This window comes from Sphingomonas sp. BL-S-05, assembly GCF_055521695.1.
Genome location: NZ_CM145499.1, coordinates 620,352 through 634,618, shown reverse-complemented (window position 1 = coordinate 634,618; position 14,267 = coordinate 620,352). Strand labels below are relative to the sequence as shown.

Genomic DNA, 14,267 nt, shown 5'->3' with positions numbered 1-14,267 from the left:
TGCTACTTCTTCTCCGGGACCACGGCCATCGACCAGTCCTTCGATGGCACCAGATATTTCGCGGCGAGTGCCTGCAATTCCTCGGGCGTCGTGCCGCGAATGTCGTTGATGATGCCGGGAATCGCCGCCAGCCGGGCCGGATCGCGGGTGCCGCCCTGTGTCTGGTTCATCCAGAACATGTTGCCGCTCGACATGCGGGCGATCAACTGGATGACCGGCAGCTTGGCGCGGTCGAGTTCGTCGGCCGGCACGGGCGTCTTGACCAGATCGGCAGCGAGCTCGCGGGCGAGGTCGAAGAAGAAGCCGGTCCGATCGGGCGGCACCATGCCGATCGCCATGATCCGTCCGCCACCGGGCAGGCCGACCGGCCAGTTGTTGTCGACATTGGGCGAATAGCTGACCCCGGCCTGGCTGCGCAGCCGGTCGAGCAGCCGGTCGCGGAACACCGCCGCCAGCACCTCCAGCTTGCGACTTTCGGTCAGGCCGGCGCTGCCGCCGCCGGTCGGCCATGCGATCGCCGCTGCCGCCTGGTTGGGCTGGCCGCTATGGGTGCGCGTCACCGGTTGCGCGACATGCGCGGGGAAGCGGACCGGCGGTGGCGGGCTGGTATCCGCCGTGCGCTTCGCCATCGCCCCGATCGTCGCGGCGACCGCATCGATCGCCGCCTGTTGCGGGACGTCGCCGAACACCTGCACCTCGACCGGGCCGGTGGCGAGCAGCGGCGCCCAGAACGCCTTGAAGCTGGCCGGGGTCAGCGCCTCGATATCCTTGCGGTCGGGGCTGACCCAGCGTGCGTCGCCGGCGTGCAGCAGTCCTTCGAGATCGCGGCCCATGACGCCATCGGGCGAAGCGCCGAGCGCGTCGTAGCTGGCGAGCATCACCGCCCGCGCCCGCGCCACCGGTTTCGGATCCCAGGCGGGCGATTGCAGCTTGGCCGCAATCAGCTTCAGCTGATCGGTCAGGTCGGCGGCCGTCGTAGTACCCGTCATGACGAAGGCGTCATCGTCGATGCCGAACGACAATCCGATCTGCCGCCCGCCGGTCAGCCGGTCGAGTTCCTCCTGCCCCAGCACGCCCTTCGGCGTCTGGATGCCCGAAGCGACCAGCGCGAGATCGGCGGCGAAGGCCGGGGTCCGACGGTCGGTCGGCAGCGCGTTCAGCCCCCGGCCGAAGCGGACCCGGACATAGACCTTGCCCGTCTCCGATTCATTGGGGAACAGCAGCAGCGACGATCCATTGGCGAAATCGACGCGCTCGACCGGGGGATCGGGCAGCGCCATGCTGCGGGTGACGATCGTGCCGGGCTTGCCGAGCGAAGCGAGCCGATCGAAGCCGATCGCCGCCTGCCCGCTACGCTTCGTCGCGGTGCCGGCGACCTTTTCGTTGAGCGCGGCGGTCAGCTTCGCCAGCGTCGTCGGATCGGGGGTGCGGGTGTTGACCAGCGCGCGGGTGGCGGTCCCTTCGAACACCTTCTTCGTCGCGGCCTGAACGCGTGCCGGGGTGAAGAACTTCTTCGTCACCGCGCCTTCGAAGATGCGCAACGACGTCTCCGGCCCGGCTACGGTCTCGCGGATATCGGTCGCGGCGATCAGATTGTCGGCGAGCAGCGCGCCCGCCGTCACCGGCGCGGTGCGGACCTCATTCTCCATGCCGGCGCGGATTTCGGCGACCTCGCGGTCGATCTCGGCCTGGGTCGGCGGGGTGCGGATCGCATCGGCGATCGCCTGCCGCACGTCGCGCAGTGCTGCGGCCCAATCGTCGCCCAGCGGCAGGATCGACACCTGCGTGATGTTCGCCGATCGCGACACGTCGTCGAGATTGGCGCCCGCGGAGATGAAACTGCCGCCACCGCGCGCCCGGCTTTCCAGCCGCCGGTTGAGTATCCGCAACCCGATCTGGTCAATCATCCGCTCCTGATTGAACAGGATCGTGTCGTCGCCGACCGTCCACGGCCGTAGCACCGCCATCTGCAACAGCGTCGGGATGGTCGGTTCGCTGACTGTCGCCGCGACTGGTTCATCGGCCTTGGGCGATCCGAATTTCGGCTCGGCAGGCGCAGGACCGGTGCCGTCCCAGGCGGAGAAATGCTTCTTCACCATCGCTTCGAGGATCGCCGGATCGGCGTCGCCGGCGATCACGATGATCGCGCGGTCGGGACGATACCAGCGGTCGTGGAAAGCTTTGACGCTGGCGGCGGTGGCGGCTTGCAGCGTGTCGACATTGCCGATCGGCGATCGGTCGGCAAGTGGCTGCCCGGCGAAGAACAGCGCGCGGGTCGCGTCGCCCAGCCGCACCTGCGGTCCGGGCTGCTCGCGCTGTTCGGACAGGACGACCGGCCGCTCGGCGTCGAGTGCCGCCTGGCTGAGCGTCGGTTCGGTCATCATGCCCGACAGGATCTTCATGCTCTCATCGAGGCCGGCGGGCGTCGCGGAGGGCAGGTCGAGCTTGTAGACCGTCTGCGTGAAGCTGGTCGAGGCGTTGCTGTCGGAGCCGAAGGTGACGCCGAGCCGCTGCCACACCCGTTTCGATTCACCATCGGGGACATGGACCGATCCGCGAAACGAGAGATGTTCGATCAGGTGGGCGAAGCCGCGTTCGCTGTCGGTTTCCATCAGCGAGCCCGCACCGATCGCGACGCGGATCGCGATCTGCCCCGGCGGCACGCCGTTCTTGCGCACCGCATATTTCAGACCGTTGGACAGCACGCCATAGGTCCAGGAGCGGTCGGGCGGAATGTCACTGCCCTTGAACAGCCATGGCGTGTCCGGCCCCTGCGCCACCGGTTCGAGCGGCGGAAGCTGGCGGACGGGAGCCGGCGAAGCGGGCGGGGTCTGCGCAGCAAGCGGCGCGGCGATCAGGGCCAGGGTCGAAAACGCGCCCGTGGCCAAACGGAACGTAAATGCCATGCGCCAAGGTGTAGCGTCGTTGCAACGCCCCGACCAGTATCGACAAACGACATGAAATATAAAGCTGTCCGGGCCGTGCCGTTCAGCGTCCGCTCATGTCGGTATCAGCGGTCCTCGCGACGCAGATACAGATAGGAATCGTCGAATTCGGCGATCGCTTTCAATCCCGGCAGGTCGGTGATCGTCACGCGCCGCCCACGGAAATCCATCAGGCCACGCTCCCGCAGGTCGCGCAGCGTCCGGTTGACGTGAACCGGGGTCAGGCCTGTGCAATCGGACAGATCGGCCTGCGTCAGCGGCAGTCCGAAGCCGTCATCATCGGCCTGCCCGATCAGCCCCAGCCGGACGCGCAATTCGCAGATCAGGTGGGCGATACGTTGGATCGCGTTGCGCCGGCCGAGCGACAATTCCCATTCGCGGTGGATCGCGGCATCGAGCGCAGTCAGGAACCAGTAGACGCGCGCCAGATGCGGATGCTGTTCGGTAATGTCCTTCAGCTTCGCATGCGGGACCAGCACGACCCGGCACGGGGTCAATGTCATGACATTATGGTCGAGCTGTTTCAGCGAAAAGCTGTGCAGGTCGAGGAAGTCGCCCGCGACATGCAGCTCGGTGATCTGCCGTTCCCCGCCCGGCAAATCCTTGTACCGACACATAAGTCCTTCCAACAACAGCGTGCTGGAATGCAGTCGTTCGCCGGCGCGGATGCAGGTATGGTGCGTCGGCAGCGACCGCACCTCCCCCAGCGAGTCACGGATCACCCGTTCCTCCTCGATCGAGATCGTGTCGCGCGCGCGCAATTTCGCCAGATGCGTCTCGATCACGGGCGCCTTCCCCTCTTGCAGTTGCCGGCTCGTACAGGAGCGTAACGATCGAGGCAACGCGCCGCCATTCCCGATCAACCAAGCGTTTCCATGTCCTGCCCTTGATCCCTTGTCCGCCGGACGCCAAATGGGCGCCATGTTGATCGAGACCGAATCCACGCCCAATCCGGCGACGTTGAAGTTCCTGCCGGGGCAGGTCGTGATGGACGCGGGCACCCGCGATTTCGCCAGCCCCGAAGAGGCGGAGGCATCGCCGCTCGCCACCCAGCTGTTCGCGCTGGGCGATGTGGTCGGCGTATTCTTCGGCCGCGACTTCGTGTCGGTGACCAAGGCGCCGGGCAGCGAATGGGCCGATCTGAAGCCGGATGTGCTGGCGTTGATGCTCGATCATTTCGGCGGACGCATGCCGTTGTTCAAGCCGACCGGAAGCGCGGGCTTTTCGGTACCGGCCGAGGAGACGGGCTTCACCGACGACCCCGCCGATGCCGATATCGTCGAACAGATCAAGGAACTGATCGAGACCCGTGTCCGCCCGGCGGTCGCCAATGACGGTGGCGACATCGTCTATCGCGGCTTCGACCAGGGCAAGGTCTATCTGCAGCTGCAAGGGGCCTGTTCGGGCTGCCCGTCGTCGAGCGCGACGCTCAAGAACGGGATCGAGCAACTGCTCAAATATTATGTTCCCGAAGTCACGGAGGTTCGTGCAGTCTAATGGCCAAGCTCGACGACCAGGCGCTCGATACCCTGTTCCGCGGCGCGCGGACCTTCAATCATTATACCGACCGGCCGGTGACCGACGCCGATCTTCAGGCGATCTGGGACCTGATGAAATGGGGTCCGACCAGCGCCAATCAGCTGCCCGCACGCATACTGTGGTGCAGCTCGGCTGAGGCGAAGGAAAAGCTGGCGGCATGCGCCACCGGCACGAACCCGGACAAGATCCGCGCCGCGCCGGTCACGGCGATCATCGGCATGGATACTGAGTTTCACCAGTATCTGCCCGAACTGTTCCCGCATGCCGACGCCAAATCGTGGTTCGACGGCAATGCCGAGTTGCGACAGGCATCGGCATTCCGCAATTCGTCGTTGCAAGGGGCCTATCTGATCCTCGCGGCGCGTGCGCTTGGGCTGGACACCGGACCGATGTCGGGCTTCGATGCCGGCGCGGTCGACAAGGCGTTCTTCGCCGATACGCCGTCGGTACATGCCAATTTCATCACGACGCTCGGCTATGGCGATACGGGCACGCTGCATCCGCGTTCGCCCCGGCCCGATTTCGCGAAGTTCAACCGGGTCGTCTGACGCGTACGTGCGGACGCTCGTCATCGAAACCGCCACGGCCGCCTGTTCGGTGGCCTTGATCGAGGATGGCGTGGTGATCGCGCGCGACCATGTCGTGGTCGGGCGCGGCCATGCCGAACGGCTGGTGCCGATGATCGCCGCGCTGCCCGACCGGGGACGCGCCGATGCGATCCTCGTCGATTGCGGGCCGGGCAGTTTCACCGGCGTCCGCGTCGGGCTGGCGGCGGCGCGCGGACTGGGGATCGGCTGGGGGGTGCCGGTGCACGGCTATTCCTCTTTGACGTCGATCGCCGCGGCCGCGCTGGCCGAACAACCGGGCGACGCGATCGTCGCGGTGCTCGACGGCGGCCATGGCGAGGTGTTCCAGCAGGGGTTCGACGGCGCGCTCGTCGCCGATGGCCCCGCCCTTTCCCGGAAGCCGGCCGATGCGGTTGCGGCGTTGCGGGGACGCCGCGTGGTCGGCCAGGGCCTTGCCCGGCTGCGGACGATCGATCCGGCCCTGCCCGCGTGCGATCGCCTGCCCGACGCCGCCGATGCGATCTTGCTGGGCGTCGAACAGCGCAGCCTGCCCCCCGCCCCGCTCTATGGCCGGGCGCCCGATGCCGTGCCGAGCGTGCGCGCATGAGCGACGTGCGTAGCGAGATCGCATTGGCGACGGGCAGCGCCGCCGATGTCGACGCGGTCGACCATGTCATGCAGGCGGCGTTCGACCCGCGCTTCGGCGAGGCGTGGACGGCGTCGCAATGCCTTGGCATGCTGTCGCTGCCGGGCGTGTGGCTGACACTGGCGCGGGATGCGCACGGCCTGGCCGGGTTCGCGCTGACCCGTACCGTCGCCGATGAAGCCGAGCTGCTGCTGCTGGCGGTTCTGCCCGACCGGCGCGGTTGCGGGATCGGGCGGGCGCTGTTGCGACGCGCAGTCGCCGAAGCCCGGTCGCGAGGTGCGGTGCGCGTCTGTCTGGAAATGCGCGCCGGAAACGATGCAACGCGGTTATATGTCGGCGAAGGCTTCGTTAAATGCGGCGAGCGCCGCAATTATTATGGCGGCCGCAGCGGCGAGCGGTTCGATGCCCATACCTATGTCCGGTCGCTGTCCGATCCCGTTCCGGCGGAAACGTAACCGAGGCTGAATGACGTCGGCAATATTCTAAAAAAGTCGGGAATATTGTTGCACCGCCTCCATTCTGGTCCGATATCAGGTGAGAACCGCTCGGGCGGTTGAGTAACGAGGGAATAGAATGGATATCCATGCGGAGCGCGACGACACGCTCATCGCCCTGACTGCAGACATCGTGGCGGCCCATGTCGGGAATAATCATGTCGAGGTCGGCGATATCGCTGTCCTGATCCGCAGCGTACATGACGCCCTGAACGACCTGGGCACGCCGGCCGAACCCGCCGCGCCGCCCGCCGAACCGGCGGTACCGGTGCGCGCGTCGGTCAAGCCCGACTATATCGTCTGTCTGGAGGATGGGCGGAAGCTCAAGATGCTCAAGCGTCACCTGATGACGCATTACAATCTGACGCCCGAGCAATATCGCGCCAAGTGGAACCTGCCCGCCGACTATCCGATGGTCGCGCCCAACTATGCCGAACAGCGTCGCACGCTGGCGAAGAAAATCGGTCTGGGCACCCAACGCCGCACGCGTTGACGTACACGGGGCCGCGTCGGTTCGAACCGATGACGGCTCCGATGCCACTTAGCGGCTTTCGCTCGGCAGCGGGGCGCGTTAGTGTCGGCGCACCTCCTCTGGACGTACAGGACCGCATGCCCCGCAAGATCGACCTCGAAGCATTGTGCCAACAAAAAGGGCTGCGCATTACCGAACAGCGCCGCGTGATCGCGCGCGTGCTGTCCGAAGCCGACGACCATCCCGATGTCGAGAAGGTGTATGAGCGCGCATCGGCGATCGATCCGGGCATTTCGATCGCGACGGTGTATCGCACCGTCCGCCTGTTCGAAGAGGCCGGCATCCTCGACCGTCACGATTTCGGCGACGGCCGTGCGCGCTACGAGCCCGCCCCCGAAGCGCATCACGACCATCTGATCGATGTCGAGAGCGGGCGGGTGATCGAGTTCGTCGATCCCGAGCTGGAATTGCTGCAGAAGCAGATCGCCGAGCGGCTTGGCTTCCGCCTCGTCGATCACCGCATGGAACTCTACGGCGTCAGCCTCGAACGCAAGGGCTGATCGCATGTCGCCCGGCGCGCGCCTGCGATTGACGGCGCGTGCGGCGGCGATGCTGGCGACGCTGCTGCTCTACCTGATGTTGCATGGCCTTTGGCGACTGGTGCGGTTGCGCTCGCCATGGCCACCGCGATTCCTTGGCGCGATCGCCCGGGTAGTGGGGGTGCGGACGACGGTGGTGGGAACGCCGGTCACGCGCGACGTGCTGTACCTCGCCAATCACCAGAGTTGGATCGACATTCTCGCCATTGCCGGGGCCAGCGGCAGCGCGTTCGTCGCCAAGGGCGAGTTGCGCGATGCGCCGCTGGTCGGGTGGCTGTGCACGCTCAACCGCACGCTGTTCGTCGATCGCGGCGACCGGCTGGGGGTGGCGCGGCAGATCGACACGCTGCGACAGGCGCTGCTCGCCGATCACCCGGTGACGGTGTTCCCGGAAGGCACGACGGCGCGGCCGGGGGAATTGCTGCCGTTCAAGGCCGCACTGCTCGGCGCGATCGACCCGCCGCCGGCGGGACTGCGCGTCCAGCCGGTCTATCTAAATTACGGCGACGCGCACGAGGTCGCGTGGATCGGCGACGAACCGGGCACGACCAATGCCGCGCGCATCCTCGCCCGACCGGGACGGATCAAATTGACAATCCACTTCCTGCCGCCGTTCGATCCGGCGGGGCTGGGACGCAAGGCGGTCGCCAGCCGTGCCCGCGACGCCATCGCCGACGCGATGGCGCGCGGACCGGTGATTACTCGCTGAATTCGCCGACCGTCACTCGGCGGCCCAGCAGGAACGCGTCGTTGACATGGACGAAGGGCGACAGGTCGACATCGCTGACCCGGTCGCGCAGGCATTCGGCGAAACGGCGATAGAGGCGCGCATATTCGGGTTCGTCGCCGACATCGACCGCCACGCCATCGACCGCCATCTTCGACGCACCCATCGACAGTTTCAGATGGCCATTATCGGTCTCGACATCGATATCCCAGGTCTGCGGCCCGGTCTGGTCGAAATCGAACTCGACGCGCACCGGCACCCCGGCGGTATCGGTGAAGTCGAGATCGGCGGCGATCGGCGCGTCGCGGTTCGACGGAAAGCGCAGTTCGGCCGTGTCGAGCAGCAGCGAACGCGGCAGGATGCGGGTGATGACCGACAGCGCGTTGATGCCCGGATCGAACACGCCGATGCCCGGTTCCCAGATCCAGGCCTGTCCCGGATGCCAGACGCGGACGTCTTCCTTCCAATTGACCTCGACCCGGCGGATGGTGCGTCCGGCGAGCCATGCGCGCGCCGGCTCGACCGCGGCGGCTTCGCGCGAATGCCAGGTGGCGAAGAGCAGCTTGCCGGCCGCTTCGGCGGCCTTCGCAAAGGCCTGCGCTTCGGACAGCGTTGCGGCGGGCGGCTTTTCGATCATGACGTCGAGGCCGTGGTCGAGCGCCTGCTGGATCAGGTGCAGCCGACCCCGCGGCGGCGTGCAGATCGAGATCGCCTGCACATCGGGGATCGCCGCCATCATCTCGGCAATCGTCTTGAACCCCGGCACGCCATCGGGCGGGCTATGGCCGGTGACGGCGGCGACCAGTTCGAAATCGGGGCTGGCGGCAATGTGCGGGATATGCTGGTCGCGCGCGATCTTGCCGATACCGGCCAACGCGATGCGGGTCGGGGCGTTAGCCAACGTCGCTCTCTCCTGGATAGGTTATTAGTCCGACATATCGGGAGGACAGCGGCGTTGCAACTGGCCTTCGTTCAGATTCCGCCGGTCACCGGCTCGCGCCCGGCGCTGCGCAACCGCTCGGCCAGATCGGCGATACAGGCGTCGACCACGGCCGTATCGGTGGCGCGCACGACGAAGTTCGCGCCGGTGCGACCTTCGCGAAAGAACGGGTAGCTGCCGATCGCGACCCCGTCATGCGCGCGTTCGACGTCGCGCAGAATGTCGGCGACCTCGCTTTCGCCCACCCAGCAGCCGAGCGTCGCCGAGACGACCGGCCGCCCGCCCTCCAACGTGCCCGTGAGGCTGTCGAGCATCGCGGCGGCGATATGCGGCACGCCGGCCATGATGAAGATGTTGCCGATGCGGATGCCCGGCGCGCCCGACATGCGGTTTTCGATCAGGTCGCCACCCTCGGGCACCCGTGCCATGCGCAACCGGGCGTCGGTGAGGCCGCCGCGCGTCTCGTAATAGGCTTCGAGGATCGCGCGCGCCTTCGGATGGACGATGACCGGCACGCCCAGCGCCGCCGCGATCGAATCGACGGTGATATCGTCATGGGTCGGGCCGATGCCGCCGGTGGTGAAGACATAATCGTTGCGCGCGCGCAGGGTGTTGACCGCCTCGACGATCGCATCCTCGACATCGGCGACGACGCGGACCTCGCGCAGGCGAATGCCCTGCACGTTCAGCCAGGTGGCAAGCTGCGCGATATTCTTGTCCTGCGTCCGGCCGGACAGGATTTCGTCACCGATGACGATCAATGCGGCGGTCCAGATGCGGTCGGTCATGCCCGCGGACATAGCGTGGCGACCTGCCCTCGCCTAGCACCCCTTCCTCGCTTATATGGGCGACATGACCGAATATCAGACCGTCACCACCGACATGCCGCTGGCCCGGACCGGCGCGATCAAGTTGCACGATGCCGCCGGGTTCGAAGGAATGCGCCGCGCCGGGCGGCTGGCCGCGCATATCCTCGATGAGATCACGCCGCATGTCGTGCCGGGCGTCACCACCGCCGAGCTGGACGCGATCATCTTTCGCCTGATGCGCGAGGGCGGCGCGGTGCCCGCGACGCTCGGCTATCGCGGCTATGCGCATTCGACCTGCATCTCAATCAACCATGTCGTGTGCCATGGCATTCCGTCGGACCGGACGCTGAAGGACGGCGATATCGCCAATATCGACGTCACCCCGCTGCTCGACGGCTGGCACGGCGATAGCAGCCGCACCTATCTGGTCGGCAATGTGCCGATAAAGGCGCGCAAGCTGGTCGACGTGACCTATGAATGCCTGATGATCGGCATCGAACAGGCGAAGCCCGGCAACCGGATGGGCGATGTCGCGCATGCGATCCAGCGCCATGCCGAGGCGCATCGCTATGGCGTCGTCCGCGATTTCTGCGGTCACGGCCTCGGCCGGCTGTTCCACGACGCGCCGGAGGTGATCCATGCCGGTCGCCCGGGCACCGGACCGGAGCTGCGGCCGGGCATGTTCTTCACCATCGAGCCGATGATCAATATCGGTCGCCCCGACGTGAAGATGCTCGACGATGGCTGGACGGCGGTGACGCGCGACCGATCGCTGTCGGCACAGTTCGAGCATTCGATCGGCATTACCGAGGATGACTGCGAGATCTTTACGCTTAGCCCGAAGGGCTACACGAAGCCGCCGTATCTCTAAAATCCTCCCCGCTCCGCGGGGAGGGGGACCGCTCGCGCAGCGAGTGGTGGAGGGGCGTTGCGGCATACGGAACGATCGAGTCCGAGGCGATTCCCCTCCACCATGCTGCACATGGTCCCCCTCCCCACGCTGTGGGGAGGACTTCCCCACACCCTTGCCTGAAAAACCGGCACCCTGCCCCTTCTACAGGCAATATCGACACCCCCGGCCAAATCCCCGATGATCGTATCCGAGGCGAATCGCCGGTTGGCACAATCTTTGTTTAACGGGACGTAAACGGCCAGACCGGCCGTGTCCGAGGGGATCGGCAGGGCGCATGAAGAAGATCGAGGCCATCATCAAGCCGTTCAAGCTGGATGAGGTGAAGGAGGCGCTGCACGAAGTCGGCGTGAGCGGCATCACCGTGACCGAAGCGAAGGGGTTCGGCCGGCAAAAGGGCCATACCGAACTGTATCGCGGTGCCGAATATGTCGTCGACTTCCTGCCCAAGGTGAAGCTGGAAGTCGTGGTCGAGGACGGCCTGGCCGAGCGCGTCGTCGAAGCGATCGCACAGGCCGCGCAGACCGGCCGCATCGGAGACGGAAAGATTTTTGTCATTCCGGTCGAGACCGCCTTGCGCATCCGTACGGGTGAGCGCAACGACGACGCGATCTGACGCAACGCAGCAAAGTTTCGAATCGAGGGGCGTTCCGGCACGTTAGATTGCGTCGGAGCGCGGGGTTTAATCAGAAAGGGCAGTTTTCGATGGCTACTTCCGCCAGCACCATCCTGAAGCGCGTGAAGGACGAGGAGATCGAATGGATCGACCTCCGCTTCACCGATCCCAAGGGCAAGTGGCAGCATTTGACCATGGTCGCGTCGATCCTGGGCGAGGACGAGCTGACCGACGGCCTGATGTTCGACGGTTCGTCGATCGAGGGTTGGAAGGCGATCAACGAGTCCGACATGGTGCTCAAGCCCGATCTGGACGCGGTCTATACCGATCCGTTCTCGGCGACGCCGATGCTCGTTATCTTCTGCGACGTGGTCGAGCCGTCGACCGGTGAACTCTATGCCCGCGACCCGCGCTCGACCGCGAAGCGCGCCGAGGCGTATCTGAAGACCACCGGCATCGGCGACACCGTCTATGTCGGGCCGGAAGCCGAATTCTTCATGTTCGACGACGTCCGGTTCGAAAACAGCTATTCGACAAGCTATTACAAGATCGACGATATCGAACTGCCGGGCAATTCGGGTCGCGAGTACGAAGCCGGCAATATGGGCCACCGTCCGCGCGCCAAGGGCGGCTATTTCCCGGTCGCACCGGTCGACTCGGCCGTCGACATCCGTGGCGAGATGGTCAGCACCATGCTCGAAATGGGCCTGCCTTGCGACAAGCATCACCACGAAGTCGCCGCCGCGCAGCACGAACTGGGCCTGACCTTCGGCACGCTGACCACGACCGCCGATCGCATGCAGATCTACAAGTATGTCGTGCATCAGGTCGCCCATGCCTATGGCAAGACCGCGACCTTCATGCCGAAGCCGATCAAGGAAGATAACGGCTCGGGCATGCACACCCACTTCTCGATCTGGAACGGCGGGTCGCCGCTGTTCGCCGGCGACGGCTATGCCGGCCTGTCGGACATGTGCCTGTATTTCATCGGCGGCATCATCAAGCATGCCAAGTCGGTGAACGCCTTCACCAACCCGACCACCAACAGCTACAAGCGCCTGGTCCCGGGTTACGAAGCGCCGGTGCTGCTCGCCTATTCGGCGCGCAACCGTTCGGCATCGTGCCGCATCCCGTACGGCACGGGTCCCAAGTCGAAGCGCGTCGAAGTCCGCTTCCCCGACGCGATGGCCAACCCGTATCTCGCCTATGCGGCGCTGATGATGGCCGGCCTCGACGGCATCCAGAACAAGATCCATCCGGGCGAGGCGATGGACAAGAACCTGTACGACCTGCCGCCGGCAGAACTCGCGCAGGTCCCGACCGTGTGCGGTAGCTTGCGCGAAGCGCTCGACAGCCTCGAAGCCGATTACGACTATCTGCTGAAGGGCGACGTGTTCTCGAAGGACCAGATCGAAGCCTATATCGAGATCAAGCGCGGCGAAGTGGCTCGCTGGGAAATGACCCCGAGCCCGGTCGAATATGACATGTACTACAGCGCGTAAGGCGCGGCGACGACCGCGCCGGTGCGCCCAGCGGGCGCATCCGCGCTGTCGGCCGGCCTCGCCTCAGGGCGAGGACCGACGACGTGGCTTCGCCACGTCGCGCAGACATGAGAAAGGCGTCGGGAGCGATCCCGGCGCCTTTTTCCTTGCCCGGTAAGGCTTGACCGGGACCGACGCCTCGCGCGGTCGGGTTCGGCGGCAACCGCTGACGGATCATCCTCACCTTTCGCGGCTGCGCCGTTCCCTTCCTCTCCCGCCGCGAGAAGGAAAAGTCACCGAAGGCAGCGAAGGGTGCGGGCGACCACGTTCGCTCAAAAGCGATCGCAGCGACGCGGCAGAGATTAAGCGGTTACGTCCAGACGACCCCGCCACCGACCGCAACCGCAGCGCCTGCCACACAAACGTCACATCCGCGTGTCTTACCCCAGCGCGTCAACCCGCCAACAGGACCAGCCCGCATGACCATCCTTCTCGACCGCCGGACATTGTTGAGCGGGTTTGCCGTGGGGGCCGCCGGGTTGACCGTACCGCCGGCCGCCGCGGCACGCGAGAAGCAGTCGAAGAGCTGCACCTTCGCGGTGCTGGGCGACTGGGGGCGCGATACGCCCGAACAACATCATGTCGCGGCGGCCATGGGCCGGGCGGCAGCGGCGGCGCGCAGCGACTTCGTGCTGGCGATCGGCGACAATTTCTACAACGACGGGGTGGCGTCGGTCGACGACCCGCTATGGCAGTCGGTGTTCGAGGGGGTCTATACCCATCCGGCGTTGCAGGTGCCGTGGTATGCCCTGCTGGGCAATCACGATTATCGCGGCAATCCGCAGGCACAGATCGACTATGCGACGCGCAGCAAGCGCTGGCGGATGCCGGCGCGCTATTACCAGGTCGCCGATGCGGCGCTGGTGCGCGCCGATGCCGATCTGTTCGCGATCGATACCTCGCCCTTCGTCGAGCGCTATCGCAACGATGACGGGATGATCGGGAGCAATACCCGGTCGCAGGATACGAAGGCACAGCTGGCGTGGCTCGATCACGCGCTGTCGCAGTCGCGCGCGAAATGGAAGCTGGTCACTGGCCACCATCCGATCCGGTCGGGCGGCAGCGGCCATGGCGATCAGCCGGAGATCATCGCGCAGGTGCTGCCGATCCTGAACCGGCACGGGGTGCAGGCCTATATCGCCGGGCACGACCATGATCTGCAGCATATCCGCCGCGACGGGATCGACATGATCCAGTGCGGTGGGGGCATGGAGGCACGGCCGGTATCGCCGGTCGAAGGCACCCGCTTCTGCCGGGCGGCGGCCGGCTTCGGCATGGTGCAGGTGGCGGGCGATCTGTTGTCGTTCGACCTGCGCGATGAAGCGGGCCAGAGCCTGTACAGCGCGGCCGTGCCGGTGCGCGCGGCCGTCTGAACCGGTCAAAGTTCACGAAGTTCACACTCGTGCGCGGTTTGTGCGGTGTGTGGCCCTCCTGCGTAAGCAACTACCCCCCGTTTGATTCAA

Annotated in this window: 15 protein-coding genes; 11 read left to right on the top strand and 4 right to left on the bottom strand. The window is 65.9% G+C overall.

Features of this window, described 5'->3' with window-relative positions; all coding sequences use genetic code 11:
- Positions 1 to 2: 2 nt before the first annotated feature.
- Entirely contained in the window at positions 3 to 2,906 is a 2,904-nt protein-coding gene (locus tag ACZ1JS_RS02640) for a M16 family metallopeptidase (RefSeq protein WP_465167594.1), read from the bottom strand.
- 104 nt (positions 2,907 to 3,010) lie between these two features.
- Positions 3,011 to 3,730 carry a Crp/Fnr family transcriptional regulator gene (locus tag ACZ1JS_RS02635; RefSeq protein ID WP_465167593.1) on the bottom strand — a complete coding sequence of 240 codons (720 nt, stop codon included), beginning with the start codon at positions 3,728 to 3,730 and terminating at the stop codon, positions 3,011 to 3,013.
- A gap of 136 nt (positions 3,731 to 3,866) precedes the next feature.
- On the opposite strand from ACZ1JS_RS02635, the gene ACZ1JS_RS02630 reads away from it, so the two are divergent.
- The 7 genes from ACZ1JS_RS02630 (at position 3,867) to ACZ1JS_RS02600 (ending at position 7,970) form a co-directional block, all read left to right on the top strand.
- Complete coding sequence (locus ACZ1JS_RS02630) at positions 3,867 to 4,442, top strand: NifU family protein (protein WP_465167592.1); 576 nt, start codon at positions 3,867 to 3,869, stop codon at positions 4,440 to 4,442.
- On the top strand, positions 4,442 to 5,032 hold the full coding sequence (locus tag ACZ1JS_RS02625) for a malonic semialdehyde reductase (RefSeq protein WP_465167591.1): 591 nt from the start codon (positions 4,442 to 4,444) through the stop codon (positions 5,030 to 5,032). The genes ACZ1JS_RS02630 and ACZ1JS_RS02625 overlap by 1 nt, the downstream gene beginning before the upstream one ends.
- 7 nt (positions 5,033 to 5,039) lie before the next feature.
- Positions 5,040 to 5,657, top strand: a complete 618-nt coding sequence (tsaB, locus tag ACZ1JS_RS02620) for a tRNA (adenosine(37)-N6)-threonylcarbamoyltransferase complex dimerization subunit type 1 TsaB (RefSeq protein WP_465167589.1) — start codon at positions 5,040 to 5,042, stop codon at positions 5,655 to 5,657.
- Positions 5,654 to 6,151, top strand: coding sequence for a GNAT family N-acetyltransferase (locus tag ACZ1JS_RS02615; RefSeq protein WP_465167588.1), 498 nt, complete (start codon positions 5,654 to 5,656; stop codon positions 6,149 to 6,151). Before tsaB ends, ACZ1JS_RS02615 begins: the two co-directional genes overlap by 4 nt.
- A 118-nt stretch (positions 6,152 to 6,269) precedes the next feature.
- Positions 6,270 to 6,683 (top strand): Ros/MucR family transcriptional regulator, encoded by a 414-nt coding sequence (locus tag ACZ1JS_RS02610; RefSeq protein WP_465167587.1) that lies wholly within the window; start codon positions 6,270 to 6,272, stop codon positions 6,681 to 6,683.
- Between the two features lie 116 nt (positions 6,684 to 6,799).
- Positions 6,800 to 7,222, top strand: a complete 423-nt coding sequence (locus tag ACZ1JS_RS02605) for a Fur family transcriptional regulator (protein ID WP_056004519.1) — start codon at positions 6,800 to 6,802, stop codon at positions 7,220 to 7,222.
- Between the two features lie 4 nt (positions 7,223 to 7,226).
- Positions 7,227 to 7,970, top strand: a complete 744-nt coding sequence (locus ACZ1JS_RS02600; protein WP_465167586.1) for a lysophospholipid acyltransferase family protein — start codon at positions 7,227 to 7,229, stop codon at positions 7,968 to 7,970.
- On the opposite strand, the gene ACZ1JS_RS02595 is transcribed toward ACZ1JS_RS02600, so the two are convergent.
- Positions 7,960 to 8,889, bottom strand: a complete 930-nt coding sequence (locus ACZ1JS_RS02595) for a Gfo/Idh/MocA family protein (RefSeq protein WP_465167585.1) — start codon at positions 8,887 to 8,889, stop codon at positions 7,960 to 7,962. The two genes, ACZ1JS_RS02600 and ACZ1JS_RS02595, sit on opposite strands and share 11 nt — an antisense overlap.
- Before the next feature lie 71 nt (positions 8,890 to 8,960).
- Positions 8,961 to 9,716, bottom strand: a complete 756-nt coding sequence (locus ACZ1JS_RS02590; protein ID WP_465167584.1) for a competence/damage-inducible protein A — start codon at positions 9,714 to 9,716, stop codon at positions 8,961 to 8,963.
- Positions 9,717 to 9,780: 64 nt separating this feature from the next.
- Here ACZ1JS_RS02590 and map point away from each other — a divergent pair, with 64 nt between their 5' ends.
- From map to ACZ1JS_RS02570, 4 genes are all read left to right on the top strand, one after another.
- Positions 9,781 to 10,608 carry a type I methionyl aminopeptidase gene (gene map / locus ACZ1JS_RS02585; RefSeq protein ID WP_465167583.1) on the top strand — a complete coding sequence of 276 codons (828 nt, stop codon included), beginning with the start codon at positions 9,781 to 9,783 and terminating at the stop codon, positions 10,606 to 10,608.
- A 316-nt stretch (positions 10,609 to 10,924) separates the two neighbouring features.
- Positions 10,925 to 11,263 carry a P-II family nitrogen regulator gene (locus ACZ1JS_RS02580; protein WP_242416993.1) on the top strand — a complete coding sequence of 113 codons (339 nt, stop codon included), beginning with the start codon at positions 10,925 to 10,927 and terminating at the stop codon, positions 11,261 to 11,263.
- An 89-nt stretch (positions 11,264 to 11,352) separates the two neighbouring features.
- Entirely contained in the window at positions 11,353 to 12,765 is a 1,413-nt protein-coding gene (glnA, locus tag ACZ1JS_RS02575; protein WP_242116070.1) for a type I glutamate--ammonia ligase, read from the top strand.
- 458 nt (positions 12,766 to 13,223) lie between these two features.
- Positions 13,224 to 14,177 carry a metallophosphoesterase gene (locus tag ACZ1JS_RS02570; RefSeq protein ID WP_465167582.1) on the top strand — a complete coding sequence of 318 codons (954 nt, stop codon included), beginning with the start codon at positions 13,224 to 13,226 and terminating at the stop codon, positions 14,175 to 14,177.
- Positions 14,178 to 14,267 lie beyond the last annotated feature (90 nt).

Excerpts from the sequence above, each read along its gene's own strand:
- ACZ1JS_RS02640 (WP_465167594.1), bottom strand. The coding sequence starts at position 2,906 with ATGGCATTTACGTTCCGTTTGGCCACGGGCGCGTTTTCGACCCTGGCC.
- ACZ1JS_RS02630 (WP_465167592.1), top strand. The coding sequence starts at position 3,867 with ATGTTGATCGAGACCGAATCCACGCCCAATCCGGCGACGTTGAAGTTC.
- ACZ1JS_RS02625 (WP_465167591.1), top strand. The coding sequence starts at position 4,442 with ATGGCCAAGCTCGACGACCAGGCGCTCGATACCCTGTTCCGCGGCGCG.
- ACZ1JS_RS02615 (WP_465167588.1), top strand. The coding sequence starts at position 5,654 with ATGAGCGACGTGCGTAGCGAGATCGCATTGGCGACGGGCAGCGCCGCC.
- ACZ1JS_RS02610 (WP_465167587.1), top strand. The coding sequence starts at position 6,270 with ATGGATATCCATGCGGAGCGCGACGACACGCTCATCGCCCTGACTGCA.
- ACZ1JS_RS02605 (WP_056004519.1), top strand. The coding sequence starts at position 6,800 with ATGCCCCGCAAGATCGACCTCGAAGCATTGTGCCAACAAAAAGGGCTG.
- ACZ1JS_RS02600 (WP_465167586.1), top strand. The coding sequence starts at position 7,227 with ATGTCGCCCGGCGCGCGCCTGCGATTGACGGCGCGTGCGGCGGCGATG.
- ACZ1JS_RS02590 (WP_465167584.1), bottom strand. The coding sequence starts at position 9,716 with ATGACCGACCGCATCTGGACCGCCGCATTGATCGTCATCGGTGACGAA.
- map (WP_465167583.1), top strand. The coding sequence starts at position 9,781 with ATGACCGAATATCAGACCGTCACCACCGACATGCCGCTGGCCCGGACC.
- ACZ1JS_RS02580 (WP_242416993.1), top strand. The coding sequence starts at position 10,925 with ATGAAGAAGATCGAGGCCATCATCAAGCCGTTCAAGCTGGATGAGGTG.
- glnA (WP_242116070.1), top strand. The coding sequence starts at position 11,353 with ATGGCTACTTCCGCCAGCACCATCCTGAAGCGCGTGAAGGACGAGGAG.
- ACZ1JS_RS02570 (WP_465167582.1), top strand. The coding sequence starts at position 13,224 with ATGACCATCCTTCTCGACCGCCGGACATTGTTGAGCGGGTTTGCCGTG.